Here is a 25,144-nt window from a genome sequence, read left to right as displayed (position 1 = left end):
TATAGCTAATGATATAGCGATGAGCATGGCGAAACAATCAGCGAGATCAAGCCTCACGCCATGTGTACAGGAAGAAAAGTGAGGGGGAACATTGACTAAAGCAGCGCTCCGCCGTAACGCCGGCGGAGCCTGAGAGCGCAAAGAATGCGTGAAAAACGCTTATTGGCCGATAGACGTCAGACCCTGGCGGATCCCTTCGTCAGCCTGCTGGCACCATGTCTGCAGACCCTGTGGCGCTTCCTTTTCCAACGCAACCACTTTGCCGTCGTCGTTCAGCACATTGCCTTCACGGCCCATCGCTTCACGCTTGTCACCGTCACGGGTGTCGACACCGCCGGGAATGGCGGCCACGTAGGCCACCATTTTCTTGGCGTTGTCGATACTGTCCGCTTTCAGAAAACCTTTATCGACGCAGTAAGACATCAGCCCGCTGGTATTACGCGTAATGTCATAGACGTTTTTCAATGCAGCAGGGTCCATCCCTTCGGCATTAGCGGTATTGAACAGGCCCAGAGTCGCGGCAATCATGCCGGTCAGAATGCTCTTTTTCATTGTTATCTCGTTTTAATAATGAATTATTTAGCTTTGAATTATTCACAAAAAATAATGTGAATGTCGGTACGGTATAACGGCGGCTCAGATTAACACAACCCTAACGCGTTAATAACTGTGATTAAGTTAACCTCCAGTAAAATAAAAATGCATGATGGGGTTATTACTCCGCCCGACGTCAGTTTTTACGTTCGACATTAACCGTACCCAATTCAATTTTAAAATAGTATCACCAGGGAATTATTTACAACGTAAGCGTTGGCCTGCGGTCAATCGCGCCCCCGCCCTTTGCTAAAACCACAGGCGTAACATAGCCTGTTAAGACGCGCCATGCCTTAGTGGGAGGGGATTCACATGAACCATTCCGTCCGGCCGCCGCCATGCGACGACAAAACCATTCTCGATATCACGATGAATTTATATCTCTATCCGGCGGCGCTTATTGCGCACCGCCTGGGCATCTTTGAATTTATTGCATTGCGCCCCCGCAACCTGACCGATATATGCGCTCAGGCCAATGTGGAAAGACGCCCGGCAGAGACGCTGGTCATGGCGCTAGTGGCATTGAAATTGATAGACAGAGACGGCGAAACATTCTCTCTGACGCCGGAAGCGGAAACCTTTTTGATAAAAAACAACCCGCATTATTTCGGCTATTTTTGGGATTTGATGATTGAAAACAGCGAGATTTTCACGCTGAAAAACCTGGAAAGCGCCATCAGAAAGAATGCCTCGCAGGTGTACGGCGAGCAGGAGCTGTTTGAAACCCATACGCTCGACGCCGACAGAATGCGGCTGTTTACCCACGCCATGCACAGCCTGAGCATGGGCTCGGCCAGCGTTTGGCCTACGCTGTTGCCCCTCGGTGCCTGCCGCACGGCGCTGGATATCGGCGGCGCCTCCGGCGCCCATGCCATCAGTCTGGCGACCCACTGGCCGGCGCTCACGTGCACCGTGTTCGATCTGCCGGAGGTGTGCCCGCTCGCCGCCGACTACGCGCACGATCACGGCCTCAGTCAGCGCATCGGCACCCACAGTGGCGATATGTGGCGCGATCCCTACCCGGCGGCGGATCTGCACCTGTACTCCAATATTTTCCACGACTGGCCGATGAACAAGAACCGCTTCCTGGCGCAAAAGAGCTATGCGGCCCTCCCGCCCGGGGGCAGGATCGTGATCCACGAAGTGCTGTACAACGATGACGGCGACGGCCCGCCTGCCGCCGCGGGGTACAGCCTGATGATGATGGGATGGACGCAGGGCCGCCAATACTCCGGCAAGGAAATCGGCGACCTGCTGCGCGACGTCGGCTTCGGGCCCGCTCAGGTGCTGCCGTCGCTCGGCTATTTCAGCATCGTCACGGCGCAAAAACCCCAGGCTTAGCGGTTCACCGATCTCGCCATGCGGCTGTAGGTGTGGCGCACGCCGCGGATCGCCACGCTGTAGGCGAAGATGTTTTCCGGCAGCGCCAACCCCAGATAGCCGGTATCGCCGATATGGTGCAGATCCGCCCCGGCCATTTTGCTCATCAGCGCAATCTGCCGCACGGTCTGCACGTCGGCCCCCTCTTGCGAGGTGCCGATCGCCGTCATCGCCAGCGCCCCCTGCCGCTGGGCAAAGGCGATCAGCGCCGCCACTTTCTCCTGCGACATGCCGGGAATGGTGCCCGGAGCAGGCAACAGCACGATATCCGCGCCGTTCTCCACGAACAGCGCGATGTCCTGCTCGCCGATCAGTTGGCTGCCGCTTTCGCGCACGATGCCGGCGCCGTGCATTTTGCCGGTCACCAGCACCATCTCGTCGCCCACTTCCTCGCGGATCGCTTTCAGCGCGGCGGCGATCGCCTGATTGCTGACGCCGTTGTTCGGGTTGCCGGTCAGCACCAGCATGCGCGCGCCGAGCTGATACAGCTTGCGCGCATTCTCGGCGGTGGCGGCGCGGCCCGCCGTCATCTGCCAGAAGTCGTTATGTTCGATGGCGAAGGCCGGATCGACGGCCTCCAGATTCACCCCGATCACTCGCCCGGTCAGCCGCTGCAGCGTGCGTAGCGCCTCCTGCGGCGGCACGTCGGCGGGCAGGCCCGCGATATGCGGATGATCGACGTCGAACAGGTTCAACAGCAGCAGATCGGCGCCCTGGCTGGCCGCCAGCTCGGCGTTGGTGACATTATTGAGCAGCGGCTGAGTGACCGCAATGGTTTCGCTGACCAGAATGCGCCCTTCACTGGCGCGGATGGCATAGAGCAGATCGGCTTTGCCGATATCGGCCAGATCGCTGGCGCTGCAGTCCAGATACCGTTTCATGAGGCAAGCTCCGGTGACATGAGCGGAAAGGGATAGTGCCCCTCTCCCACCGCAGTGAAAGAGGGGGAAAAAGTTACTTCAGGGTAAAACTTTGCGCCTGCACGTTGTCGGAATCCAGGCCGACGAACACGTTGAATTTGCCCGGCTCCGCCCCCCATTTCAGGCTGGCGTTGTAGAACTTCAGATCCTCTTCGCTAATCGGCAGCTCAACCTGCTGCGACTGGCCGGCCTTCAGCGTCACTTTCTTGAAGTTGCGCAGCTCTTTCACCGGCCGGCTGACCGACGCGGTGACGTCCTGCAGATACAGCTGCACCACCGTGGCGCCGTCGTACTTGCCGGTATTCTTCAGCGTAACGCTGGCGGTTAGCTTGCCGTTGCGCGCCATCGTCGGGCTGGATAATTTCAGATCCGACAGGCTGAAGGTGGTGTAGCTCAGGCCGTAACCGAACGGATACAGCGGGCCGTTCGGCGAATCGAAGTAGCGTGAGGTGTACTTGCCCGGATTCTCCTTGCCGAACGGACGGCCGGTGTTCAGGTGGTTGTAGTACATCGGGATCTGGCCGACCGAGCGCGGGAAGGTCATCGGCAGCTTGCCCGACGGGTTATAGTCGCCGAACAGCACGTCCGCCACCGCGTTGCCGCCCTCGGTGCCGCTGTACCAGGTTTCCAGCATCGCGTCCGCCTGCTCGCTCTCCCAGCTCAGCGCCAGCGGCCGGCCGTTCATCAGCACCAGCACCAGCGGCTTGCCGGTGGCTTTCAGCGCGGCGATCAAATCACGCTGGCTCTGCGGGATCGTGATGTCGGCGCGGCTGGAGGCCTCATGCGCCATGCCCTGCGATTCCCCCACCACCGCCACCACCACGTCGGCCTTGTTCGCCGCCTGCACCGCTTCGTCGATCATCTGCTGCGGCGAGCGGGTGTCGAACGCCACCGCCGGCTCATACTCGTTGAGATAGTCGATGATGCCTTTATCCTGCGTGACGTTGGCGCCCTTGGCGTACAGAATGCGCGCCTTGTCGCCCACCGCCCGCTCCAGCCCTTCGCGCAGGGTGACCGACTGCTTGACCACCCCGGCGGCTGACCAACTGCCCATCACGTCGCGCTGGCTGTCGGCCATCGGCCCGACCAGCGCAATGGTCGCCTGCTTGCTCAGCGGCAGCGTCTGTTTATCGTTCTTCAGCAGCACCATCGTCTTGCGCGCCACCACCCGCGCTTCGGCGCGGTGCAGACGGCTTTCGGCGTTGGTGTCCTGCGGATCGGAACCCGCCGGGCCCAGATGCACGTAAGGATTGGTGAACAGCCCCATGTCGTACTTGGTGTTCAGTACGTCTCGGCAGGCACGGTCGATATCGCTTTCAGACACCAGCCCGTCTTTCACCAGACCCGGCAGGTATTTGTCGTAGAACTCGTCGCTCATGCTCATGTCGACGCCGGAGGTGATCGCCAGGCGCACCGCGTCGCGCGCATCGGCGGCCACGCCGTGTTTAATCAGCTCTTTAATTGCGCCATGGTCGCTGATGGTGATGCCTTTAAAGCCCCACTGCTCGCGCAGCAGATCTTTCAGCAGCCACGGGTTGGCGGTGGCCGGCACGCCGTTGATCGCGTTGAGCGACACCATCACCCCGCCGCTGCCGGCGTCCACCGCCGCTTTATAAGGCGGCAGATAGTCCTGATGCATGCGCAGCGGGCTCATGTCGACCGTGTTGTAATCGCGGCCGCCTTCGACGGCGCCGTACAATGCAAAGTGCTTGACGCTGGCCATCACCGAACCGGGTTTGGCCGGATCGCCGTTCTGGAAACCGTCAACCATCACCTTGGCGATTTTCGAGACCAGCCAGGTGTCTTCGCCGAAGCCTTCGGAGACCCGGCCCCAGCGCGGATCGCGGGTGATATCGACCATCGGCGCGAAGGTCATGTTCAGGCCGTCGTCGCTGGCCTCCTGCGCCGCCACGCGGGCGCTGAGCGCGATGGCTTCCAGATCGAAGCTGGCCGCCAGCCCCAGGCTGATCGGGAACACGGTGCGCTGGCCGTGCACCACGTCATAGGCAAAGAACAACGGGATTTTCAGGCGGCTGAGCTGCATCGCCTGATCCTGCATCACCCGGATATCCGGCCGAGTGACGGTATTGAAGATGGCGCCGATCTGCCCTTTGCGGATCCCCTCGCGGATCGCTTCTTTCGGGTTATCCGGCCCGACGCTGATCAGCCGCAGCTGGCCGATCTTCTCTTCCAGCGTCATCTGCTTCATCAAATGGGACACGAAGGCGTCGCGCTGCTGGGCGTGAATGCCCTGCGTTATCGGCGTTTCCTGCGCAAAAGCCGGGCTGAGGGCCAGACCGGACAACATACTCACCACACAAAGCCATTTCATCTTGTTTTATCTCAGGCGTCTTTCCGCCGCCAACGCCGCGGAGTTTAATCGGAGTGAAGAAACAGTTTGCCACACTCTGTTTCATCGCCAAGAGAATTCGCATCGCTAATGTTTACAAAGCATTACAGGTTATCGGCAGATAATTCTGCAGCCGGGCGCGGCTGTCGGCGGCCTCCGCCGCCAGAAAATCGACCAGCGCGGTTAACGTCGGCGGCGCCACCGTGCGTTCAGGATAGACCAAATAATAGGCCGCGCCGCTGCTGACGCAGAGCGGGAACGGCGTGACGATGCGCTGCGCCTGAATATCCTCCTCCAGCAGGCACAGATCGCCGATGGCGATGCCGAATCCCTGCAGCGCGGCGCTCATCGCCAGATCGAGGGTATCGAAATGCTGGGCCTTACCGGACGGCAGCGCATCGGCGCCCGCCGCCTTCAGCCAGCGCAGCCAGTCGCGCCGATCGCGCGTCGGGTGCAGCAGAGTTTTGTCCGTCAAGTCCGTCAACCGGGCCGCCGCCGGCAGGAACGTCGGCGTGCAGACCGGCGTGAGGATTTCATCGAACAGCAAGTGCGCGGTCAGCTTTTTACCCGGCGGCCGGCCGAATACCACCGCGGCGTCAAACTGCTCAGTACTGAAATCCAGGCCGTGCGACACCGAGGCGGTCAGCTCGATATGCATGTCCGGCCGTTCATTTTGCAGGCGAATGATGCGCGGCAGCACCCAGCGCATGGCGCAGGTCGGGCATTTGATGCGCAGCGCCCCCGGCGGAGCGGCGGCCCGCGTCAGGGCTTCATCCAACTGCCCCAGCGCCTGCTGTACCGGCGCCAGCAGCTGCGCGCCCTGCGGCGTCAGCGCCAGACCGCGCGCCTGGCGGCTGAACAGCGGATAGCCCAGACGCTGTTCCAGCCCGAGGATTTGCCGACTGACCGCCCCCTGCGTCAGGTGCAGCTGCCGGGCGGCATGGGTAAAGTTAAGGCGTTGCGCCACCACCACAAAGGTTTTCAATACGTCGAGCGACGGCAGGGATATCGGCATAGCGTGCCTCGATTAGCTATGATCACAGTGCATGGCAAGTATGACAAACTTTCCCTTGTCCGCCTACGCCGGCTGATGCTTAATCGCTCAACACTTCCCTGTTTGCCTGGAGCCCATCATGCAGAGCGCCTGCTCATCCCGCTCGAAGCTGCCGGACGTCGGCACCACTATCTTCACCGTCATTGGCCAACTCAGCGCCGAATATCAGGCCCTCAATCTGTCGCAGGGCGCGCCCAACTTCGCCGGTGACCCGCAGCTGATCGAGGCAACGGCGCAAGCCATGCGCACAGGTCATAACCAATACGCGCCGATGAGCGGCGTGGCGGCGTTACGTGCTGCCCTGGCGGAAAAAGCTGAACGATTGTACGGCGCGCGCTATGACGCCGACGAAGAAATCACGGTGATCGCCAGCGCCAGCGAAGGGCTGTACTCGGCGATCAGCGCGCTGGTGCACCCCGGCGACGAGGTGATCTATTTCGAACCGGCATTCGACAGCTATGCGCCGATCGTGCGCCTGCAGGGCGCCACGCCGGTGGCGATCAAACTGTCGCTGCAGGATTTTCGCGTCGACTGGGACGAAGTGGCCGCCGCCATCAACGGCAAAACGCGCATGATTATCGTCAACACGCCGCACAACCCGACCGGCGCGGTGTTTGACGCGCAGGATATCGACCGCCTGACCGCCCTGACCCGCGACACCGACATCGTGATCCTGTCCGACGAGGTCTACGAGCACGTGGTGTTCGACGGCGATATTCACCACAGCATGGCGCGCTACCCGCAGTTGGCGGAACGCAGCGTGATCGTGTCGTCGTTCGGTAAAACCTACCACGTCACCGGCTGGCGCGTCGGTTACTGCCTGGCGCCGGCGGCGTTGATGGACGAGATCCGCAAGGTGCACCAGTTCATGGTGTTCTCCGCCGATACGCCGATGCAGCACGCCTTCGCCGCCGCGCTCGCCAACCCGCAGAGCTACCTGGGGCTGGCGGCGTTTTACCAACAAAAGCGCGATCTGCTGGCCAGCGCCCTGCTGGATTCGCGCTTTGAGCTGCTGCCCAGCCGCGGCAGCTTCTTCATGCTGGCCCGCTTTAGCGGCTTCAGTCACGAAAGCGACAATGATTTCGCCGTGCGCTTGATCCGCGAAGCGAAGGTGGCGACGATCCCGCTGTCGGCGTTCTACAGCGACGGCACCGATACCGGCCTTATTCGGCTGAGTTTTTCCAAAGATAACGAGACCCTGCTGGAAGGCGCGCGCCGCCTGAACCAGGTGTAATTTTTTGTTCGACCATGGGAAAGGGGCACTGCCTATGAAAGCTTTGAAAACGCTGTTCGCCGCCGGATGCCTGCTGGCCGCCGGCTCTTCTCTGGCGGCGGAAAACAGCCTGCGCTTCGGCCTGGAAGCGCTGTATCCGCCGTTCGAATCCAAATCCGCCAGCGGCAAACTGGAAGGGTTCGACATTGAACTGGGCGACGCGGTGTGCGCCGCCGCGCAGTTGCAATGCAGCTGGGTGGAAACCTCGTTCGACAGCCTGATCCCGGCGCTGCAGGCGCGCAAGTTCGACGCCATCAACTCGGCGATGAACGTGACCGAACAGCGGCGCCAGGCGATCGCCTTTACCGACGCCATCTATCAAGTGCCGAACCGCCTGATCGCCAAGGCCGACAGCGGCCTGCTGCCGGACGCCAAAGCGCTGGCGGGCAAACACGTGGGCGTGCTGCAAGGCTCAATTCAGGAGATCTACGCCAAAACCCATTGGGCGCCGGCGGGCGTGGATGTGGTGTCTTACCAGGATCAGAATCAGGTTTATCTCGATCTGGCGGCCGGTCGGCTCGACGCCACGCTGGTAATGGCGCCGTCGGGGCAAAGCGGCTTCCTGTCGCAGCCGGACGGCAAGGGCTTCGCCTTCGTCGGCGAGGCGGTGCGCGACGACAAAATCCTCGGTGAAGGCATTGCCTTCGGCCTGCGCAAAGGGGATGAGGCGCTGAAGAAGAAACTGGATGCCGCCATCGCCAAAGTGAAACAGCAAGGCACGGTGGCGGCGCTGTCGAAGAAGTATTTCGGCGACATCGACGTGACGGTGAAGTGATGGACGGGGGCGGCACCGCCGCCCCCTGCCGCGTTTAGCGATCGAACACCGAGCTGTTCAGCGCGCGATCCTGCTGGTGGCGCTCCAGCGCCAATTCGATCAGGCGCGTGATCAGCGCCTGATAGCTGACACCGCTGGCAGCCCACAGCTTGGGATACATGCTGATGTTGGTGAAGCCCGGCAGCGTGTTGATTTCGTTGATTACCACCTGGTTGTCCGGCGTCAGGAACACATCCACCCGCGCCAACCCGAAGCACTCCAGCGCGCGGAACGCCTTCAGCGCCACCTCGCGGATGTGGTCGCTTACTTCCGGCGCGATCGCCGCCGGCACCACCACCTGAGCGCCCTGCTCATTGATGTATTTGGTGTCGTAGGAGTAGAAAGCGTCGCTCAGCACGATCTCGCCGCATACGCTGGCCTGCGGATCGTCGTTGCCCAGCACCGCACACTCGATCTCGCGGCCGACGATCGCCGACTCCACCAGCACCTTGTGATCGAAACTGAAGGCCAGCGCCACCGCCGCGTCAAACTCGGCGCGGTTTTCCACCTTGCTGACCCCGACCGACGAGCCCTGGTTGGCCGGCTTGACGAACAGCGGCAGGCCGAGGCGCTCGCTCAGTTGCTCAAACGTGAACCCGGCGCGATTGGCGCGCGTCAGGGTGACGAACGGCGCCACCGCCAGCCCGGCGTCGCGCAGCAGGCGCTTGGTCACGTCTTTATCCATGCTGACCGCCGAGCCGAGCACGCCGGTGCCGACGAACGGCATATTGGCCATGCGCAGCAACCCCTGCAGTGAGCCGTCCTCTCCCAGCGTGCCGTGCACGATCGGGAAGATGACGTCGAGCTGGCCCAGCGCGCCGGCGCTGCCCGCTTCGATCAGCTGCTGTTTTTCCTGGCCCGGGATCAGCGCCACGTTCTTGTTCGAGCGGTTCAGCGCGATCAGCGCCGGGTTCTCGGCATTGAGCAGATAGTTGGAGGCGTCGTTGATGTGCCACTGCCCCTGTTTGTCGATCCCCAGCAGCGTGACGTCAAACTTCTCTTTGTCGATTGCATCCACAATGTTTTTGGCCGACTGCAGCGACACCTCATGCTCCGCCGATTTACCGCCAAAAATCACCCCAACACGTAGTTTAGTCACGCCTTAAATCCTTCTGAAAAATCATGGCAAAAAAGTCGTTTATCACAATAAACGCATTGCCTGGCGGCGGCAATCGTTGTTGCCAGAATCTTCTTACGCCACAGAATGCCACATCGCGACCATCCAAAACGTATACACTTCGTATATTGTTCATTTATGGAGACGCCGATGGGCATCGTAAAAATTTCGGACGCGCTGCATGACGATCTGCGCCTCGCCAGCCTGACCATGACGCGTTCGATCAACGCGCAGGCCGAGTACTGGATCAAGATCGGCATGCTGGCGGAGTTCCATCCGGAACTGACTTACCCGCAACTGGTAAAAAAAATGATGAAAGATAACGCGCTGACGCTGAAGGAGATTGTCGGGTGAAACAGATTGTGATTAAAACGCCGGAAGAGATTGCCAAAATGCGCCATTCCGGCGCTCTGTTGGCTAAAGTGTTTGCTATGCTCGATGAGGTCATCGTCGAAGGCATCTCCACCATGGAGATCAACGACCGCGCCGAGGCGTTTATCGTCGAAGAGCTGAAGTCGCGCCCGGCCAGCAAGGGGCAGTATGATTTCCCCTATGTGCTCAACACCTCCGTGGACGACGTGGTGTGCCACGGGGTGCCGTCGGCCAGCAAAATCCTGCGTTCCGGCATGATCGTCAACGTGGATATCACGCTGGAAAACGGCGGCTACATCGCCGACTCCAGCAAAATGTACTGCATCGGCCAGGTGACGCCGCTGGCCAAACGGCTGGTGAACAACGTCTATGAATCGATGTGGCAAGGCATTCGCGCAGTCAAACCGGGCGCCACTCTGGGGGATATCGGCCACGCCATCCAGCGACACGCCGAACAGGCCGGCTACAGCATCGTGCGGGAATATTGCGGCCACGGCATCGGCCGCGACATGCACGAAGAGCCGGCGGTGCTGCACTACGGTCAACCCGGCAGCGGCATGGCGCTGCAGGAAGGCATGGTGTTCACCATCGAGCCGATGATCAACCAGGGCGACCGCCGCATCAAGCAGAAGAAAGACGGCTGGACGGTGGTGACGCGCGACAAAAAACTGTCGGCGCAGTGGGAGCACACCGTGGCGGTCACCGCCGACGGCGTGGAAATCCTGACGCTGCGCGACGAAGAGCGCCGGGCCGGCTACGCCGAGCGCTACTAAACCCACAAGCCATTAGCTTAATAAGCTGATGGCTTAATAAGTTATTTAATTGATAGCCTCTTAGCTTATTGCGCGGCACCGGCGCCGCGGTTAAGGCGACGGGGATGACAGGGAGACAGGCAGCATGCAGTCAGGCAATCAGACGTTTATCAATCAGCTCAAGGACATCGTCGGCGGCCCGCAGCTGTTGACCGGCGATCGCAACACCGAACGGTATCGCAAGGGCTTCCGCTCCGGCGAAGGCCAGGCGCTGGCGGTGGTGTTTCCCACCAGCCTGCTGCAGCTGTGGCGCATTCTGCAGGCCTGCGTGGCCGCCGACAAAATCGTCATCATGCAGGCCGCCAATACCGGCCTGACCGAAGGCTCAACCCCCAGCGGCAACGACTATGATCGCGATATCGTCATCGTCAGCACCCTGCGCCTCGATCATATTCAGGTGCTGGACAACGGCAAGCAGGTGGTCGGTTTTCCCGGCAGCACCCTGCACCACCTCGAGAAATTGCTCAAACCCTACGGCCGCGAACCGCATTCGGTGATCGGCTCTTCCTGCATCGGCGCCTCGGTGATTGGCGGCGTGTGCAACAACTCCGGCGGCTCGCTGGTGAAACGCGGCCCGGCCTATACCGAAATGGCGCTGTACGCCCAGTTAGGGGAAGACGGCCAGCTGCGCCTGGTGAACCATCTGGGCATCCGGCTTGGCGACACGCCGGAAGAGATCCTCACCCGGCTGGAAAAAGGCGACTATCGCCCGGAGGACGTCGAATACGGCGAGCTGCGCGCCTCGGATAACGAATACGCCAGCCGGGTGCGCGACGTCGATGCCGACACCCCTTCCCGCTTCAACGCCGACAAACGCCGCCTGTACGAGGCCTCCGGCTGCGCCGGCAAGCTGGCGGTGTTCGCGGTGCGGCTTGACACCTTCGAGAAAGAGGGCAAAGAGCAGGTGTTCTATATCGGCACCAACGACACCGCGGTGCTGACCGAACTGCGCCGCCACATGCTGAGCAAATTCGAAAACCTGCCGGTGGCCGGTGAATACATGCACCGCGATATCTTCGACATCGCCGAGGTGTACGGCAAAGACACCTTCATGATGATCGACAAGCTCGGCACCGATCAGATGCCGCGCTTCTTCACCCTGAAAGGCCGCATGGACGCCAGTCTCAACAAGCTGCCGCTGCTGCCGCACAACCTGACCGATCGGCTGATGCAGGGCCTGAGCCATCTGGCGCCGAGCCACCTGCCGAAACGCATGAAGGAATACCGTGAACGTTTCGAACACCATCTGCTGCTGAAGATGGCCGGCCCCGGCGTGGAAGAGGCCCAGCGCTACCTGACCGACTATTTCGCCCAGGCCGAAGGCGCCTTCTTCGCCTGCACGCCTGACGAAGGCAAAAAGGCCTTCCTGCACCGCTTCGCCGCCGCCGGCGCCGCGGTGCGCTACCACGCGGTGCACGCCGACAAGGTGGAGGATATTCTGGCGCTGGACATCGCCCTGCGCCGCAACGACACCGACTGGTTCGAAACGCTGCCGCCGGAGATCGACAGTCAGTTGGTGCATAAGCTGTATTACGGCCACTTTATGTGCCACGTCTTCCACCAGGACTACGTGGTGAAAAAAGGCGTGGACAGCCATGCACTGAAAGAAAAGATGCTCGAGATCCTCAACCGGCGCGGCGCCGAGTACCCGGCGGAGCATAACGTCGGCCACCTGTACCACGCCAAACCGGATCTGCAGGCGTTCTACCGCACCGCCGATCCGACCAACAGCTTCAACCCCGGCATCGGCAAAACCAGCAAACGCAAAGGCTGGGCCGAAGACCCCCGCTAAGAGCGCCCGATTGGCCTGCCGAGGCGGGCCACCTCACCTTCCTGTTGACCTTCAATGGCCCATTCAGCGTTCCGCACGCAGCAGCAAGGAGACGATGAACGCGCCCCCCAGCCCCGCCGTAATGATGCCGATGGGCAGCTCCTGATTGGGGATCAGGCTGCGGCTGAGCATGTCGCCGCCGGTCAGCAGCATCGCCCCCAGCAGGCCGCACATCGGCACGGACAAGCGGTGGCGCACGCCCACCAGGCGCCGTGCCAGATAAGGCACCATCAGCCCGACAAAACCGATCACGCCCGTCAGCGAAACGAGAAACGCCGTGGACAGTGCGCAGCACAGAAAGGTCTCGGTGCGCAGGCGCGCGACGTTGACCCCCATCGAATGGGCGGTGTGCTCGCCCGCCAGCAGCGCGTCCAGCGCCCGCCAACGCAGCGCCGTAAACCCGGCCAGCAGCACGAAACTCGCCAACGGAATGAACAGATTATCCCAACGCGCCAGCCCCAGCCCGCCCAGCGACCAGAACAACACCGAGCCGGCCGCCCGCTGATCGCCGGAAAACACCAGGTAGCTGGTGAGCGCGCTGAACAAAAACGAGACCGCCAGGCCGCAGACGATCAGCTGCTCGGCGCGCCTGACCCGGCTGACGCGAAACAGGATCATCACCGCCATCGCGGACAAAATGCCGCCGGCGAAAGCGGACAGCGGCAACGTCAGCGCGCCCAGCGCATCGCCGAAGCGCGTGATGACCAGCACCGCGCCGGCGGAGGCGCCGGAGGAGAGCCCAAACAAAAAAGGATCGGCCAGCTCATTGCGGGTGGTAGTCTGCAGCAACGCGCCGGTCATCGCCAGCCCGGCGCCGGTCAACGCCGCCAACAGGGCTCTGGGCATTCGCAGTTGCACGACGATGGTATCCAGCATGCCGGAGAGGGGCGCCGAACCGAGCCCTAACGCCGCCAACGCCTGCCGCCATGACAGCGCGACACTGCCCAGCTGCAGGCTCCAGATCATTAGCCCACACAATACCGACAGCGCCAGCGGCGCGAGCAGCATAAATCGCCGGGTCGGCGAGTTCATTCAGCCTCCGGCGCGTACAGCGCCCGCGCCAGCTTTTCCACCGCGCCGATGTTGGCCGGCCCCGGCGTCAGCTCCGCATACTGCAGTTTCAGATAACGGTGGTGCCGTACCGCGGGGGTCAATTTCATCAACGGGTGAGACTCGAGGAAACGCCGCAGCGCATCGGCCCCCGAACCGGTCTGGTAATCCAGCAGAATAATGAAGTCGGGCTCGGCCGCCGCCACCGCCTCCCAGGACGCCGTCGTCCAGCTCGCCGGCAAACCGTCCATCACGTTGCGGCCGCCCGCCGCTTCGATGATCGCCGTCGGCATGGCGTATTTGCCGCTGGTAAAAGGCTTCTCCTCCCCCGAGTCATAGACGAACACCTTGAGCGGCGTCTGACCCGCCGTCCTGACTGGCAGCGCAGCCAACCGGCGGCGCCAGCCTTCAACCAACGCGGCTGCCTCTTGCGGCTTGCCGAAAATCTTGCCGAGCTTTAGCTCATCGTCATACAGCAGGTTCATATCGGCCTTCTGCGGCCGCCCGCCGGCCTGCACGCAGCTCTCGCTCAACACCAGCGTTTTGATGCCGAACGGGGCGAGCTTCTCCGGCGTGACGTCGCCGCCGATCTTCATACCGTAATTCCAGCCGGCGAAGAAGAAATCCGGCTGCGCCGCCAGCAACGTTTCCAAAGCGGGATATTTCGGCGCCAGTTCAGGAATGGCGCCCATCGCCGCCTTGAAGTCGGGCGTCAGTTTGTACCAGCCGGTGATGCCGGTCAGCCCGACAATGCGATCCTGCAGATGGAGCGCAAAGACCATCTCGGCCATGTTGATGTCGTTGATGACGGCGCGTTGAGGCGCCTGGTTGAAGGTGATCGGCGAACCGCAGCTGTCTACGGTGACGGGAAATTTTTCGGCCGCCGCCGCCCCGCCGGCCAGCAGCAGGAGCAGGGGGAATACGCGTGTGTTCATATTTCTCTCTGGTTTATCAAGCGCAATGGGGAACGTCAAAAATACGCAGCGTTTTCCCGCTGACGGGGTGCGCCACCTTGAAACTGTTCATGCCGAACACCGGCAAAATCACCGGGGTCTGCAACACCGCCTCGGGCGTACCACAGGCTACCTGGCGGCTTTCGTTGAGCACCAGGATCCGATCGGCAAACGCCTCCGCCACGGGCAAATCGTGCAGCACCGCAATCACGGCGATATCTTTATTTTTCACTAACGACAGCAGCGCCGAGCGCCCGGGCGGATCGAGGTGATTGGTCGGTTCATCCAGCAACAACAAGTCGGGAGACTGCGCCAACGCCCGGGCCAGTGCGGCGCGCTGGCGCTGGCCGCCCGAGAGCCGCCCCAACGGGTGGTGCCTGAGCGGCGCCAGCCCGGTTTCCCCGATGGCCTCATCAACGATGCGCTTTCCCGTCGCAGAGCGTTCGCCATGCGGTAAACGGCCCAACGCCACGTAATCCTCAACCGACAGCCGCAAATCCGGCAGATCGTTTTGCGCCAGAAAGGCGATGCTTCTGGCGCGCTCCGCCGCCGGCCACGCGGACAAGGCGCGCCCTCGCCAGTAAATGCCGCCGCTGTCCGGCCGCGTTTCGCCGATCAGGGTGCGCAACAGGCTGGACTTGCCGCTGCCGTTGGGGCCGATCACCGCCAGCTTCTCACCGGCGCGGAGCGCGAAATGGATGTTGTCGAGTATCAATGCCCCGCCGTGTCCGGTCAGGCTAACTCCATCAACATGGAGGATGTCGTGAGCTGAATTCATCATGCACAAATTGTTACATTATAACATATCAGTATTTTTACCACGATTGCTCGCCTTCTGCAAAAGCGAATCGCAAACTCTTATGCCGCACGCGCTGCGTGAAGCAAGGCAGAGGGCAAGCCGCGCCCTGCGTCAAAACGGCGTGGTTAAAGCAACATAGCACACCTTTTTATTAATGATAATGATTTTCATTATCATTAATGTCTCTGTGATTTCCGATTGCACGCCCCGCTGAACTTGGTTATGTTTAAAGCGACTGGTTTCATTCACGGTTTTCAGGAACTCACATGACCTATCTGGCGCACAGCACAGATCCGACAAACGCGACCGTTCCGGCCGTCGTTTTGCTGTGTGCTTCCTCCGCCCCACCCGCCGTTTCTTCTGTCGTTTCTGCGGTTGCCGCTTACCCGCCACGCCTTGTGGTTGTGCGTTAAGCCAAACCGACTTTTTACCTCCGGCTTAGTGATCTGTTGCGTTCAGGCGTAGACCGCCGCGCGCGCCGGAGCCTGTAATTTTCACGACAGGTGAAATTGATATGCGATTACCTTCTCTCTGGGCCAATGCCGGCCTGGCTACGCTGTTCGTCCTGCTCTGGAGCAGCGGCGCGATCATCTCCCGTTGGGGGTTGGAGCACGCCTCCGCCTTCGCTTTTCTGTTCTTCCGCTGCGCCATCGCGCTGGCGGTGCTGTTGGCCATCGGCCTGTGGCGGCGCCAGTGCCTGCCCGCCGCCGGCACCCGCCGGCGCGTCGCGCTGATCGGCGTGTTGATGATCGGCAGCTATCAGATCTGCTATCTGCTGGCGTTGGAACAGGGCATTACGCCCGGCGTGCTGGCCACATTGCTCGGCGTACAGCCGATCCTCACCCAGTTCATCACCGAACGGCGCTGCACCGGGCTGCGCGCATTCGGGCTGGCGCTGGCGATGGCCGGGCTGACGCTGGTGGTGTACCAAAGCCTGATGGTGGCCCATTTCTCGCCGAGCGGCATGCTGTTCGCCTTTATCGCATTGGGGAGCATGACCGCCGGCACCCTGCTGCAAAAGGGCATGACGCAGCCGCCGCTGGCGGTCTTGCCGCTGCAGTATGCCATCGGGCTATTGATGTGTACGCTGGCGCTGCCGTTTGAGCCGCTGCGGGTCGACTGGCGGCCTGAGTTCGTGCTGCCGCTGCTGTGGATGGCGGTGGTGATCTCGGTGCTGGCGACGTTCTTGCTGTATCGCCTGATCCAGCGCGGCAACCTGGTGCAGGTCACCAGCCTGTTCTATCTGATCCCGGCGGTGACCGCCCTGCTGGATTATCTGCTGCTCGGCCACGCGCTGGCCGCGCTGAGCCTGTTGGGGATGGCGGGCATCGTGCTCGGCGTGATGCTGGTTTTCCGCCGCGCATAAAAGCAAAAGCCCCCGCGCCGTTCCACCGGCCGGGGGCGACAACAACAGCCGTTAACTCAGAATAACCAGGAACCGTACCCCCACAGCAGCACCGTCACCCCAAGCAGCAGCTCGAGCAACAGAATGCCGATAGCGAAGGTCGAGCTGGAGAAGATGAACCCTTCCTTACTGTCGATATTCAGGAAGTGCGGGATCCCCAGATTCAGCAGATAGCCCGAATAGCACAGGCCGATAATGCCGACAAACAGACACAGCCAGACGACCGGATAGAGCGCCACAATCCCGCTGAGGAACATCGGGGTCGCCACATAGCCGGCGAACACCATGCAGCGGTGCAGGCTGGGGCGCGATTCATAACGCCGCGCCATCCAGTGAATGACTTTCCCCATGGCCGCTACGCCCGCCAGCATCAGCAGGTAGAACGCCACGGCGGTATAAAGCGCGGTAAACATGTCGAGCCTGATGGCATGTCCCTCGCCGGAGAGCCAGCCCAACTGGGTGGTGCCGATAAAGGCGCAGACCACCGGGATGGCTGCCAAGAGCAACACGTGATGGGTGTATAGGTGCGAGACGCTTTCATTCTCGCTTTTGATCTGTTCGAACTCGGCGCTGGGATGCGCCAGAAGTCCCCAAACATGACTGACCATGAGACACCTCCAATCTCGCCGTAGGCCGCGATCGGCGAACGAATTTCACACCTCTGACGGACTGCTACCCGTGCGAGGATTGCGGCCACGGGGCTCTCTCCCCTGTACTCATTATAGTCTTTCGGCGAAAAAACGTGCGGAAAGCGCAACGCCGCGGCGCTTTGTCTTATACTCCCACCATGAAAACCAGGCTGTGAGGAAGGTCATGTCATCCGTTATCACCACCCGCCAGGCGGGGATCGTCGACGTCGAAGCCGGGCGCAACGTTACCGTGATCGAACCCTGCAATCTGTACGGTTGCCGGCTCGGTGACGATGTCTTCGTCGGCCCGTTCGTCGAGATCCAGCGCCACGTCAGCATCGGCGCGCGCAGTAAAATTCAATCGCACAGCTTTATCTGCGAATACGTCACCCTCGGCGAAGCGTGCTTTGTCGGCCACGGCGTCACCTTCGCCAACGATCTGTTCAAAGACGGCGCGCCCAATGCCGATCCGGCCTGCTGGGGGCGCACCTGCATCGGCGATCGGGTGTCCATCGGCTCCGGCGCCACGATCCTGGCGGTGGAGATCTGCAGCGATACGGTAATCGGCGCCGGGGCGGTCGTGACCCGCGACATCACCCGCAAGGGGATTTATGCCGGCAATCCGGCGCGCCTGCTGCGGGAGCTGCCGTAATGATCCCGGCCATCCGCATCGCGGCCATTGAGGCGCTGCCCGATGATTACCTGACGCGCGGCGATTTCGGCTTTACCATCGCCTGTTACGCCCTGCCGCAGTTCGACAGCCCGGTCGACAGCTGGCCAACCCGCCCGGTGGCGCCATTTCGCAAGCAGTATCCGCTGGCGCCGTTCGCCAACGAAGACAGCGTGACCTTCCTGGCGTATCGCCAGGACGACGCCGTTGGCCATATTACGCTGAGCAAAAACTGGAACGGCTACACCCTGATCGACGAGATCGCGGTCAGCGCTGACGCGCGCCGCCAGGGCATCGCCGGGGCGCTGCTGGACTGCGCCAAACAGTGGGCGCGGCAGCAGGAAACCTCGGGTATGATGCTCGAAACGCAGAACAACAATCTGGCGGCCTGCCGCTGCTACCAGCATTACGGGTTTATTCTCGGCGGCATCGATCGTTTGCTGTACCGCGCCGAGCCGGAGATCGCCGATCACGAAATCGCGCTGTTCTGGTATTTGCCGTTCAATAGCGAAATCGGTTACTGATTTATCGATTGCCATTGAGGCTATGTTTACTTTTTAACCCCTACCATCGGATGAGAACTGTTATCACTTACTCTGATAAGCCAGCGACACCCAGGGAGGGCCGTATGAACCAGAACAAGGCTGTTTTACTGATGTTAGCTATCGCCATGAGCGGATGCGCCGAGCGCCCCACCCCGGCAACGCCGCCGACCGACGCCGCCGTTGCGCCGCCGAGCGTGCAGCCGGAGATGGACGCCAGCACCCGCAGCAAGCTGCGTGAAATCCTCGCGCTGCGCGCCGGTTGGCCCGCCGCGCAGCCGCATGGCCGCACCGTCGATTTGATTTCGCGCGAGTTTCTCGGCACCCCCTATCTCGCCAATCGCCTGATCGGCTCGCAGAACACGCCCGAGCAGCTGGTGATCGACTTCCGCGGGCTGGATTGCTTCACCTACATCGATTATGTGGAAGCGCTCAGCACCGCCCACAGCGAGGGCGAGTTCGTACAGCGGCTGATAGACATCCGCTACGTCGACGGCAACATCGCCTTCCCGCAACGCAAGCACTTCTTCACCGACTGGGCGCAGCGGCCGCACCAGGTGGCCGAAGACATCACCGCGCAGCTCAGCCCGCACGCCGTCACCCTCGTGAAAAACCTCAACCAGAAGGCGGACGGCAGCAGCTACCTGCCCGGTTTGCCCAACGTACAGCGCAGCGTGACCTACATTCCCAGCGACCGCGTCGACGACAAGGTGCTGGCCCAACTGCGCACCGGCGATTACATCGGCATTTACACCAACCTCGCCGGGCTGGACGTGACCCACACCGGCATCTTCGTGATGACCGACAACGGCCCGGTGCTGCGCAACGCCTCTTCGCGCAAAGCCAACATGCGGGTGGTCGATTCGCCCTTTATGGATTACGTGATGGCTACGCCGGGCATCGTGGTGCTGCGTTCACTCAGCCGATAATCCCCCATCGCATAACGGCTATAAGCTATAGCCGTTTATGCTGAACGAGCGTTTGACTTCATCGGCGGTTCAGGCTTAGCTGTAAGAACAAAAACCAACTGATTTTATTGTTCTTTTCAGGGAGACTTCGATGACCTTACGCTGGCGTATCACCCCTCTGGCGGCGGCCTTCGCCGCCGTATTGGCGCTGCAGGGCTGCGATCAAAAAACCGACCAAAACCATATCAAAGTCGGCGTCATCAACGGCGCGGAACAGGACGTGGCGGAAGTCGCCAGGCAGGTGGCGAAAGAGAAATATGGGCTGGACGTCGAGCTGGTCGGCTTCAGCGGCTCGCTGTTGCCGAACGACGCCACCGACAAGGGAGAACTGGACGCCAATGTGTTCCAACACCGCCCATTCCTCGAACAGCAAAACAAAGATCACGGCTATAAGCTGGTGGCGGTCGGCAATACCTTCGTCTTCCCGATGGCCGGCTACTCCAAAAAGATAAAATCGCTGAAAGAGCTGCCGGACGGCGCGGTGATCGCCATCCCGCTCGATCCGACCAACCTGGGGCGCGCCCTGCTGCTGCTGGAAAAAACCGGGCTGATTAGCCTGAAGCCTGGTAAGGGGCTGCTGCCTACCGCCCTGGACATCAGCGCCAACCCGCATCGTTATCAGATCATGGAGCTGGAAGGCGCGCAGCTGCCGCACGTGCTGGACGATCCGAAAGTCACCGTCGCCGTCATCAGCACCACCTACATCAACCAGACCGGCCTGTCGCCGACCAAAGACGGCATCTTCATCGAGGATAAAGACTCGCCGTACACCAACATCATCGTCACGCGCGAAGACAACAAGGACGCGCCGAACGTGCAGAACTTCATCAAGGCCTATGAGTCGGATGAAGTGGCCAAAGCCGCCGAAAAAATCTTCAACGGCGGCGCGGTGAAAGGCTGGTAAATTCGGCCACCATCAAGGCGGATTCTGCATACGAATCCGCAATATTTCACTTCCATTCCCCGTTTCCTTACGCCACACCTTTCTCTAAAAGCAAAACGCCCGCATGCTCATTCCTCCATAACACGGATTGTTCACAACAAAGGAGTGTCTCGATGCCGATCAAATTTGCCCCCAAGGTCGGGGAAATTCTTGAGTGCAACTATGGCAACTATCCCCTATCAGTCTGCCAACCGCATGAAGCCGGCTTTTATGATGGCCACATTCCACCAGAAATGGTGAAGAACCGTTCAGTTGTTGTGTTAAATGGCAAAATTAACGGCAACGCCTGCATTATCGTACCGCTGTCGACCACCAGAGATTCGAGTAAGATCGAACGGGGATTGCACATCGAAATTACGCGTGAACTCATCGAAGATATGAGATTCTTTCATCCGCAAACCCGCTGGGCAAAGGGCGATCTGGTGCAGCAAGTCAGCCGCCAACGGCTGAACAGAGCCCGTAAAGAGAGAGGCTTTCTTACCCAGTGTCTGTCGCGCGAGCTTGTTGCTGACATACAACGCGCCGTCATTAAGTCGATCAACGCCAAAAATATGCTGTTCTGACCAGTACGCTGTTGTTGACAAAACAGACAAATCAGGTGAAATTGTCGCCGTAGCCGATAAAGGCTCTTATGCTATACCCTCCCTTTCAGGGACCTGCGAAGCCCAGCCATCCAGCTGGGCTTTTGCCTATCAAGCGCCCACCGATTTCTTATCTTTCCGCTCTTGCCCCCTCAGCCTTTCTACCCTGACCGATGCGCGGCGAACGTTCCCATAGGGTTTTCTTATCTCACCATAAGAAAACCCGATTTACCCCGGCGGCGAGCGGCGCGCATAATGCCGTTTATCCGCTGATTTTCAAGGTGAACAGACCCGCCATGACGCTCTCCGCTCCCGTACTCAGTCTCCTTGACGCCACGCCGGACGATATGGCCGCCGTGCAGCATATTTACACCCACCACGTGCTGCACGGAGCGGCCTCGTTTGAAGAACAACCGCCGACGCGGGCGGAAATGCAGCTGCGCCTGAGCAAGGTGCGGGAGGCCGGCCTGCCCTGGCTGGTGGCGAAAAGCGAAGGCCGTATTGTGGGCTACTGCTATGCCACGCCGTATCGCCCCCGGCCGGCCTATCGCTTTACCGTGGAAGACTCGGTGTACATCGCCGAAGGGCAGCAGGGCAAAGGCGTCGGCAAGGCGCTGCTGAGCGCGCTGATCGCCCGCTGCGAGCAAGGCCCCTGGCGCCAGATGCTGGCGATCGTCGGCGATTCCGCCGCCAACCGCGGCTCGCTGGCGCTGCACCAGTCGCTCGGCTTTACCAGCGTCGGGACGTTAAAGGCCGTGGGATTCAAGCTGGGGGAATGGCGCGACACCCACATCATGCAGCGCGCGCTGGGCGCGGGCGACAATCAGCATCCTTGAAGGCATGGCGACGCACGATAAGGAGTTAGCGTCTATAGTGAAGAGTGATTTCATTGAGTTAGCGCCAATCGCGCGCCACCTTTAACCGGTAAGGGAGAATCAAATGAAAATTATTCTGTGGATAGTCGCCATCATCTTTATCGTGGGTTTGTTGACGATTACCGGCGTTCTCAAACTGATCTTTTAATGCGCTTAATACGTCCCGCCCCTTCCGGGGCGAGACTTTTCATCATGCCTTGAAACGCGCGCGTACCGCCCCCAGCGCCGATACCACCGCCAGCACCACGCCGCCGGCCACCAGCCCGAACGCCACGTTCAGCAGGGCCGGAACCACACCCTGCAAAAGATGGCCAAACGTCGGCACCACGGTGGTGTATGAGGCCCAATCTTCGAACAGGTGATGCACCGGCGGCAAACCGTGGGTCAGAATACCGCCGCCGACCATAAACATGGCGACAGTGCCGACGATCGACAGCGTTTTCATCAGATAAGGCGCGGCGCGCACGATGCCGCTGCCGATGGCGCGCGCCAACGCGCTGCCTTTGCGGCTCAGATACAGCCCCAGATCGTCCAGCCTGACGATGCCGGCGACAATGCCGTACACGCCGAGCGTCATCACGACGGCGATGCCGCACAAGACGATCACCTGCTGGCTGAAGGTGGCGCCGGCGACGGTGCCCAAGGTGATGGCGATAATCTCGGCGGACAGCACAAAATCGGTGCGTATCGCCCCTTTCACCTTGCGCTTCTCATAGGCTGCGGCATCCTCATTGGCGCCGGGCCCGTCCGATTTTTCCTCCTGCGCCGCCTTGCCGTGGCTCAGGCTGTGAAACACCTTTTCGAACCCTTCGTAACACAGGTAGGCGCCGCCCACCATCAGCAGCGGCGTAATCGCCCAGGGCGCGAAGGCGCTGATCAAGAGCGCCAACGGCACCAGGATCGCCTTGTTGATCAGCGAGCCTTTGGCGACGCTCCACACCACCGGCAGCTCGCGGTCGGCTTTAACGCCGGTGACCTGCTGCGCGTTGAGCGCCAGATCGTCCCCCAGCACCCCGGCGGTTTTTTTCGCCGCCATCTTGCTCATTAAAGAGACATCGTCCAACAACGAGGCGATGTCGTCGATAAGGGTAAGTAAACTACTTCCTGCCAAAATGATTCATCCTTTTCATATTCACGGGCCATTCTATGTTTAGCATAGCGGTAAAGCGTCATAAAAGGATATGGGAGGATCGCGGAAAACGCCGGGTGGACGTTAAAACCTCTCGCCTGGCAGCCCCTCATCGGATCCGATAGCGAACGCGCGCGAGATATGTTGAAGGACAAGGCGATGGGCATCAAAGACGCACGATAAATGCGTACTCCCCTCAAGCAAACCCAATGCCACATGCACGCTGCCATGCTGTTCAACGAAACGCTGCATCGCTTGCGCATTGAACAACTCGTCCTGCGCGGCCGCCAGCAGCAAAGTCGGTAATCGCAGCGCCGCCAGTTGCTTGGCCGGGGCGCGAGGCGTCAAGGCGTTAGCCATATTGACGCTGTATTGGCAGACAAAATCGGGGGAGGTGGCCAGCACGGCCGGGGGAAAATTCAGGCTGACCGCCCGAGATTGCCCGAACCATCGCCCACCGCTGAGCGCATTGGCCACAAAAGGCCATTGACGCACCTGGGCAAAACGAGCCGCCGCCAGATCGCGGGCTATGCCGGAAAATGGCCCCAGCTCGGGCGCCAGCAGGATCAGGCTATCCGCCTGCTGCTCGCAAGGATAGCGGGTCAGGTAGTTGAGCAACATCCCGGCGCCGCTCGAATGGCCCAGCAGGTGCCTGCGCGCCAACGGAAACCGGCGGCGCATTTCCGCCAGGATGACATCGACATCGCGCCAAATACGCTCAGGCCGCTCAACCGTCCCCCGCTCTCCCGTGGAATCGCCATGTCCGCGAATATCGACCAGGCACACCGCGAGCGTTGGCTCGGCCGCCAACTGGCGCGCAAGAACGTCATACCCGGCGGCGCTGTTAACCCCGCCGCCGTGATACACCACCATCACGTCTGCACTCGCGGCAGTTTGCCGATACAGGAGATAGCTCAATCCCTCAACGCGACCGGACGACATCTCCACGTGCCCGCCCGGCCACTCGCCGTAAGACTTCGCTTGCTCAACATAGCGGTCAAAATCAATCAAAGCGCACCTTTCCATGAATGTTGTCGGTATTGCCCACGGCAGAATTCCCTGCCACCACGGGGGTAAGCATATGAAACAACCGCAGGCGCTACCATCCCTTTTGCACGCCCTTGGCGTCAGGGCAGATCCCCCGCCGGCACATTGAGCTGCCAAGAGAGGCCGAAACGATCGTTCAGCCAACCGAACCGGGCGCTGAAGCCGTAGTCATCGAGCGGCATCAGCACCTTGCCGCCTTCCGCCAGCCGGTGGAACGCCCGCTCCAACGCTTCTTCGTTAGGCAGGTTGATGAACAGCGACACCGCCGGGGTGAAGCTGAAGTCATGGCTGATCGGGCTGTCGATGAACACCAGGTTCTGCCGGTCGAAATCGATGGACGCATGCTTGATCAACCGCCGGCCGTCCGGCGTCGGATCGTAATGCTGCACCTGCATGAGCCGAAAACGCTCGAACACCTGGCTGTAAAGGTCGATCGCCCGCTGCGCCTCTCCCTGGAACATGACAAAGGTCGAAACCTGACTCATAACATCCCCTCCGACAATCGTTGTGGTATTAATGGAGGATAGCGGATTACCGTTGAAGCGGCGGAAAGGAGCAATCATGAGCATCATTCATCGCCTGGCGCAGCCGGACGATCTCAACGGCCTGTTAGCCTTGTATCGCGAGCTGCGCCCGCAGGACGCGCCGCTGCGCGCCGACGACGCGCGCCGCGCCCTGCAACGCCTGCTGGACGATCCGGCGATCCGCCTGGTGGTAGCGGCGGACGAGGAACAGCCGATCGCCACCTGCATGCTGGCGCTGATCCCGGGGCTGGCGCACCAGGCGCAGCCGTTCGGCGTCATCGAACACGTGGTGACGGCGGAGCCCTACCGCGGCCACGGCGTAGCGCTCGCCATGATTGAATACGCGCTGCAGCTGGCCTGGCGTAAAGGCTGTTACAAGGTGATGCTGCTGTCGGGGCAGCAACGCACCGGCGCGCACCAGCTTTATCTCAAAGCGGGTTTCGACGGCGATCGCGAGCGGGGATTTGTCATCAGACGGCCCGAGGGCCGATAGCGGCCTGCTGCAAACGAGC

26 protein-coding genes are annotated in these 25,144 nt (G+C 60.9%); 14 read left to right on the top strand and 12 right to left on the bottom strand.

All coding sequences use genetic code 11. From position 1 onward, the window contains the following. Positions 1-159: 159 nt before the first annotated feature. A complete protein-coding gene (locus ACOWVD_RS17855; protein ID WP_004939596.1) occupies positions 160-552 on the bottom strand; it encodes a hypothetical protein in 393 nt (130 codons plus the stop codon). 354 nt (positions 553-906) lie between these two features. On the opposite strand from ACOWVD_RS17855, the gene ACOWVD_RS17850 reads away from it, so the two are divergent. After that, the gene (locus tag ACOWVD_RS17850) at positions 907-1,935 is read left to right on the top strand and encodes a methyltransferase (RefSeq protein WP_015377067.1); all 1,029 of its coding nucleotides are present in this window, start codon (positions 907-909) and stop codon (positions 1,933-1,935) included. On the opposite strand, the gene ACOWVD_RS17845 is transcribed toward ACOWVD_RS17850, so the two are convergent. From ACOWVD_RS17845 to ACOWVD_RS17835, 3 genes are all read right to left on the bottom strand, one after another. After that, the gene (locus tag ACOWVD_RS17845) at positions 1,932-2,855 is read right to left on the bottom strand and encodes a hypothetical protein (RefSeq protein ID WP_004939601.1); all 924 of its coding nucleotides are present in this window, start codon (positions 2,853-2,855) and stop codon (positions 1,932-1,934) included. The two genes, ACOWVD_RS17850 and ACOWVD_RS17845, sit on opposite strands and share 4 nt — an antisense overlap. Positions 2,856-2,928: 73 nt before the next feature. Further along, positions 2,929-5,226 (bottom strand): beta-glucosidase BglX, encoded by a 2,298-nt coding sequence (gene bglX, locus ACOWVD_RS17840; RefSeq protein ID WP_015377065.1) that lies wholly within the window; start codon positions 5,224-5,226, stop codon positions 2,929-2,931. Positions 5,227-5,338: 112 nt separating this feature from the next. After that, positions 5,339-6,259 (bottom strand): LysR substrate-binding domain-containing protein, encoded by a 921-nt coding sequence (locus ACOWVD_RS17835; RefSeq protein ID WP_044031695.1) that lies wholly within the window; start codon positions 6,257-6,259, stop codon positions 5,339-5,341. A 118-nt stretch (positions 6,260-6,377) separates the two neighbouring features. On the opposite strand from ACOWVD_RS17835, the gene ACOWVD_RS17830 reads away from it, so the two are divergent. Together ACOWVD_RS17830 and ACOWVD_RS17825 are read left to right on the top strand one after the other, a co-directional pair. After that, positions 6,378-7,532 (top strand): methionine aminotransferase, encoded by a 1,155-nt coding sequence (locus ACOWVD_RS17830; RefSeq protein WP_197763659.1) that lies wholly within the window; start codon positions 6,378-6,380, stop codon positions 7,530-7,532. 34 nt (positions 7,533-7,566) lie between these two features. Beyond that, the gene (locus tag ACOWVD_RS17825; RefSeq protein ID WP_015377062.1) at positions 7,567-8,346 is read left to right on the top strand and encodes an ABC transporter substrate-binding protein; all 780 of its coding nucleotides are present in this window, start codon (positions 7,567-7,569) and stop codon (positions 8,344-8,346) included. Between the two features lie 34 nt (positions 8,347-8,380). On the opposite strand, the gene ddlA is transcribed toward ACOWVD_RS17825, so the two are convergent. Beyond that, positions 8,381-9,484: a D-alanine--D-alanine ligase gene (gene ddlA, locus ACOWVD_RS17820; protein ID WP_325994827.1), complete on the bottom strand. Its 1,104-nt coding sequence runs from the start codon at positions 9,482-9,484 to the stop codon at positions 8,381-8,383. Between the two features lie 168 nt (positions 9,485-9,652). On the opposite strand from ddlA, the gene ACOWVD_RS17815 reads away from it, so the two are divergent. The 3 genes from ACOWVD_RS17815 to dld all read left to right on the top strand — a co-directional run bounded on the left by ACOWVD_RS17815 (position 9,653) and on the right by dld (position 12,478). Then, positions 9,653-9,856, top strand: coding sequence for a ParD-like family protein (locus tag ACOWVD_RS17815; protein WP_006324220.1), 204 nt, complete (start codon positions 9,653-9,655; stop codon positions 9,854-9,856). Next, positions 9,853-10,647, top strand: a complete 795-nt coding sequence (gene map, locus ACOWVD_RS17810) for a type I methionyl aminopeptidase (RefSeq protein WP_033642282.1) — start codon at positions 9,853-9,855, stop codon at positions 10,645-10,647. Before ACOWVD_RS17815 ends, map begins: the two co-directional genes overlap by 4 nt. Before the next feature lie 124 nt (positions 10,648-10,771). Further along, positions 10,772-12,478 carry a D-lactate dehydrogenase gene (gene dld / locus ACOWVD_RS17805; RefSeq protein WP_164095280.1) on the top strand — a complete coding sequence of 569 codons (1,707 nt, stop codon included), beginning with the start codon at positions 10,772-10,774 and terminating at the stop codon, positions 12,476-12,478. Positions 12,479-12,541: 63 nt separating this feature from the next. Here the strand turns inward: dld and ACOWVD_RS17800 are convergent, their stop codons facing one another. Genes ACOWVD_RS17800 through ACOWVD_RS17790 form a run of 3 tightly spaced genes read right to left on the bottom strand, consistent with a single transcriptional unit; the run spans position 12,542 to position 15,235 of the window. Then, entirely contained in the window at positions 12,542-13,549 is a 1,008-nt protein-coding gene (locus tag ACOWVD_RS17800) for a FecCD family ABC transporter permease (protein ID WP_015377058.1), read from the bottom strand. Further along, positions 13,546-14,502 (bottom strand): ABC transporter substrate-binding protein, encoded by a 957-nt coding sequence (locus tag ACOWVD_RS17795; protein WP_049239943.1) that lies wholly within the window; start codon positions 14,500-14,502, stop codon positions 13,546-13,548. The genes ACOWVD_RS17800 and ACOWVD_RS17795 overlap by 4 nt, the downstream gene beginning before the upstream one ends. 16 nt (positions 14,503-14,518) lie before the next feature. Then, a complete protein-coding gene (locus ACOWVD_RS17790) occupies positions 14,519-15,235 on the bottom strand; it encodes an ABC transporter ATP-binding protein (protein ID WP_044031702.1) in 717 nt (238 codons plus the stop codon). Positions 15,236-15,833: 598 nt separating this feature from the next. Here ACOWVD_RS17790 and ACOWVD_RS17785 point away from each other — a divergent pair. Beyond that, positions 15,834-16,685 carry a DMT family transporter gene (locus ACOWVD_RS17785; RefSeq protein ID WP_049239944.1) on the top strand — a complete coding sequence of 284 codons (852 nt, stop codon included), beginning with the start codon at positions 15,834-15,836 and terminating at the stop codon, positions 16,683-16,685. A 56-nt stretch (positions 16,686-16,741) separates the two neighbouring features. Here the strand turns inward: ACOWVD_RS17785 and ACOWVD_RS17780 are convergent, their stop codons facing one another. Next, positions 16,742-17,332 carry a Yip1 family protein gene (locus tag ACOWVD_RS17780; protein WP_004939641.1) on the bottom strand — a complete coding sequence of 197 codons (591 nt, stop codon included), beginning with the start codon at positions 17,330-17,332 and terminating at the stop codon, positions 16,742-16,744. A gap of 205 nt (positions 17,333-17,537) precedes the next feature. Here ACOWVD_RS17780 and ACOWVD_RS17775 point away from each other — a divergent pair, with 205 nt between their 5' ends. The 6 genes from ACOWVD_RS17775 to ACOWVD_RS17750 all read left to right on the top strand — a co-directional run bounded on the left by ACOWVD_RS17775 (position 17,538) and on the right by ACOWVD_RS17750 (position 21,893). Continuing rightward, the gene (locus tag ACOWVD_RS17775) at positions 17,538-18,005 is read left to right on the top strand and encodes an acyltransferase (protein ID WP_325994829.1); all 468 of its coding nucleotides are present in this window, start codon (positions 17,538-17,540) and stop codon (positions 18,003-18,005) included. Then, positions 18,005-18,547, top strand: coding sequence for a GNAT family N-acetyltransferase (locus ACOWVD_RS17770; RefSeq protein WP_015377053.1), 543 nt, complete (start codon positions 18,005-18,007; stop codon positions 18,545-18,547). The genes ACOWVD_RS17775 and ACOWVD_RS17770 overlap by 1 nt, the downstream gene beginning before the upstream one ends. A 104-nt stretch (positions 18,548-18,651) precedes the next feature. After that, the gene (locus ACOWVD_RS17765) at positions 18,652-19,494 is read left to right on the top strand and encodes a DUF1460 domain-containing protein (protein WP_421105711.1); all 843 of its coding nucleotides are present in this window, start codon (positions 18,652-18,654) and stop codon (positions 19,492-19,494) included. 130 nt (positions 19,495-19,624) lie between these two features. Further along, the gene (locus tag ACOWVD_RS17760) at positions 19,625-20,437 is read left to right on the top strand and encodes a MetQ/NlpA family lipoprotein (RefSeq protein ID WP_015377051.1); all 813 of its coding nucleotides are present in this window, start codon (positions 19,625-19,627) and stop codon (positions 20,435-20,437) included. Positions 20,438-20,589: 152 nt separating this feature from the next. Beyond that, on the top strand, positions 20,590-21,039 hold the full coding sequence (locus ACOWVD_RS17755) for a type II toxin-antitoxin system PemK/MazF family toxin (protein ID WP_049239947.1): 450 nt from the start codon (positions 20,590-20,592) through the stop codon (positions 21,037-21,039). 314 nt (positions 21,040-21,353) lie between these two features. Further along, on the top strand, positions 21,354-21,893 hold the full coding sequence (locus tag ACOWVD_RS17750) for a GNAT family N-acetyltransferase (RefSeq protein ID WP_197798573.1): 540 nt from the start codon (positions 21,354-21,356) through the stop codon (positions 21,891-21,893). Between the two features lie 229 nt (positions 21,894-22,122). Here ACOWVD_RS17750 and ACOWVD_RS17745 read toward each other — a convergent pair whose 3' ends face one another. The 3 genes from ACOWVD_RS17745 to ACOWVD_RS17735 form a co-directional block, all read right to left on the bottom strand. Further along, positions 22,123-23,043, bottom strand: coding sequence for a DUF808 domain-containing protein (locus ACOWVD_RS17745; protein ID WP_004939666.1), 921 nt, complete (start codon positions 23,041-23,043; stop codon positions 22,123-22,125). Positions 23,044-23,145: 102 nt separating this feature from the next. Next, positions 23,146-24,072 (bottom strand): alpha/beta fold hydrolase, encoded by a 927-nt coding sequence (locus tag ACOWVD_RS17740; RefSeq protein ID WP_273875082.1) that lies wholly within the window; start codon positions 24,070-24,072, stop codon positions 23,146-23,148. A 116-nt stretch (positions 24,073-24,188) separates the two neighbouring features. After that, on the bottom strand, positions 24,189-24,593 hold the full coding sequence (locus ACOWVD_RS17735; protein WP_015377047.1) for a VOC family protein: 405 nt from the start codon (positions 24,591-24,593) through the stop codon (positions 24,189-24,191). Positions 24,594-24,669: 76 nt separating this feature from the next. Between ACOWVD_RS17735 and ACOWVD_RS17730 the strand changes: the two genes are divergently transcribed. Continuing rightward, complete coding sequence (locus tag ACOWVD_RS17730) at positions 24,670-25,125, top strand: GNAT family N-acetyltransferase (RefSeq protein ID WP_004939676.1); 456 nt, start codon at positions 24,670-24,672, stop codon at positions 25,123-25,125. The last annotated feature ends 19 nt before the right edge of the window (positions 25,126-25,144 follow it).

This window comes from Serratia sp. SA088 (assembly GCF_049065515.1).
Taxonomy (GTDB): Bacteria; Pseudomonadota; Gammaproteobacteria; order Enterobacterales; family Enterobacteriaceae; genus Serratia; species Serratia nematodiphila.
This window is presented reverse-complemented; position numbering and strand designations above follow the sequence as displayed.

Bases quoted from the DNA above. Each gene is read 5' to 3' on its own strand.
- ACOWVD_RS17830 (WP_197763659.1), top strand. From the start codon at position 6,378: ATGCAGAGCGCCTGCTCATCCCGCTCGAAGCTGCCGGACGTCGGCACC.
- ACOWVD_RS17760 (WP_015377051.1), top strand. From the start codon at position 19,625: ATGACCTTACGCTGGCGTATCACCCCTCTGGCGGCGGCCTTCGCCGCC.
- ACOWVD_RS17855 (WP_004939596.1), bottom strand. From the start codon at position 552: ATGAAAAAGAGCATTCTGACCGGCATGATTGCCGCGACTCTGGGCCTG.
- ACOWVD_RS17845 (WP_004939601.1), bottom strand. From the start codon at position 2,855: ATGAAACGGTATCTGGACTGCAGCGCCAGCGATCTGGCCGATATCGGC.
- ACOWVD_RS17750 (WP_197798573.1), top strand. From the start codon at position 21,354: ATGACGCTCTCCGCTCCCGTACTCAGTCTCCTTGACGCCACGCCGGAC.
- ACOWVD_RS17755 (WP_049239947.1), top strand. From the start codon at position 20,590: ATGCCGATCAAATTTGCCCCCAAGGTCGGGGAAATTCTTGAGTGCAAC.
- ACOWVD_RS17815 (WP_006324220.1), top strand. From the start codon at position 9,653: ATGGGCATCGTAAAAATTTCGGACGCGCTGCATGACGATCTGCGCCTC.
- bglX (WP_015377065.1), bottom strand. From the start codon at position 5,226: ATGAAATGGCTTTGTGTGGTGAGTATGTTGTCCGGTCTGGCCCTCAGC.
- ACOWVD_RS17850 (WP_015377067.1), top strand. From the start codon at position 907: ATGAACCATTCCGTCCGGCCGCCGCCATGCGACGACAAAACCATTCTC.
- ACOWVD_RS17730 (WP_004939676.1), top strand. From the start codon at position 24,670: ATGAGCATCATTCATCGCCTGGCGCAGCCGGACGATCTCAACGGCCTG.
- ACOWVD_RS17795 (WP_049239943.1), bottom strand. From the start codon at position 14,502: ATGAACACACGCGTATTCCCCCTGCTCCTGCTGCTGGCCGGCGGGGCG.
- ACOWVD_RS17780 (WP_004939641.1), bottom strand. From the start codon at position 17,332: ATGGTCAGTCATGTTTGGGGACTTCTGGCGCATCCCAGCGCCGAGTTC.
- ACOWVD_RS17800 (WP_015377058.1), bottom strand. From the start codon at position 13,549: ATGAACTCGCCGACCCGGCGATTTATGCTGCTCGCGCCGCTGGCGCTG.
- ACOWVD_RS17765 (WP_421105711.1), top strand. From the start codon at position 18,652: ATGAACCAGAACAAGGCTGTTTTACTGATGTTAGCTATCGCCATGAGC.
- ACOWVD_RS17735 (WP_015377047.1), bottom strand. From the start codon at position 24,593: ATGAGTCAGGTTTCGACCTTTGTCATGTTCCAGGGAGAGGCGCAGCGG.
- dld (WP_164095280.1), top strand. From the start codon at position 10,772: ATGCAGTCAGGCAATCAGACGTTTATCAATCAGCTCAAGGACATCGTC.
- ACOWVD_RS17770 (WP_015377053.1), top strand. From the start codon at position 18,005: ATGATCCCGGCCATCCGCATCGCGGCCATTGAGGCGCTGCCCGATGAT.
- ACOWVD_RS17835 (WP_044031695.1), bottom strand. From the start codon at position 6,259: ATGCCGATATCCCTGCCGTCGCTCGACGTATTGAAAACCTTTGTGGTG.
- ACOWVD_RS17775 (WP_325994829.1), top strand. From the start codon at position 17,538: ATGTCATCCGTTATCACCACCCGCCAGGCGGGGATCGTCGACGTCGAA.
- ACOWVD_RS17785 (WP_049239944.1), top strand. From the start codon at position 15,834: ATGCGATTACCTTCTCTCTGGGCCAATGCCGGCCTGGCTACGCTGTTC.
- ACOWVD_RS17825 (WP_015377062.1), top strand. From the start codon at position 7,567: ATGAAAGCTTTGAAAACGCTGTTCGCCGCCGGATGCCTGCTGGCCGCC.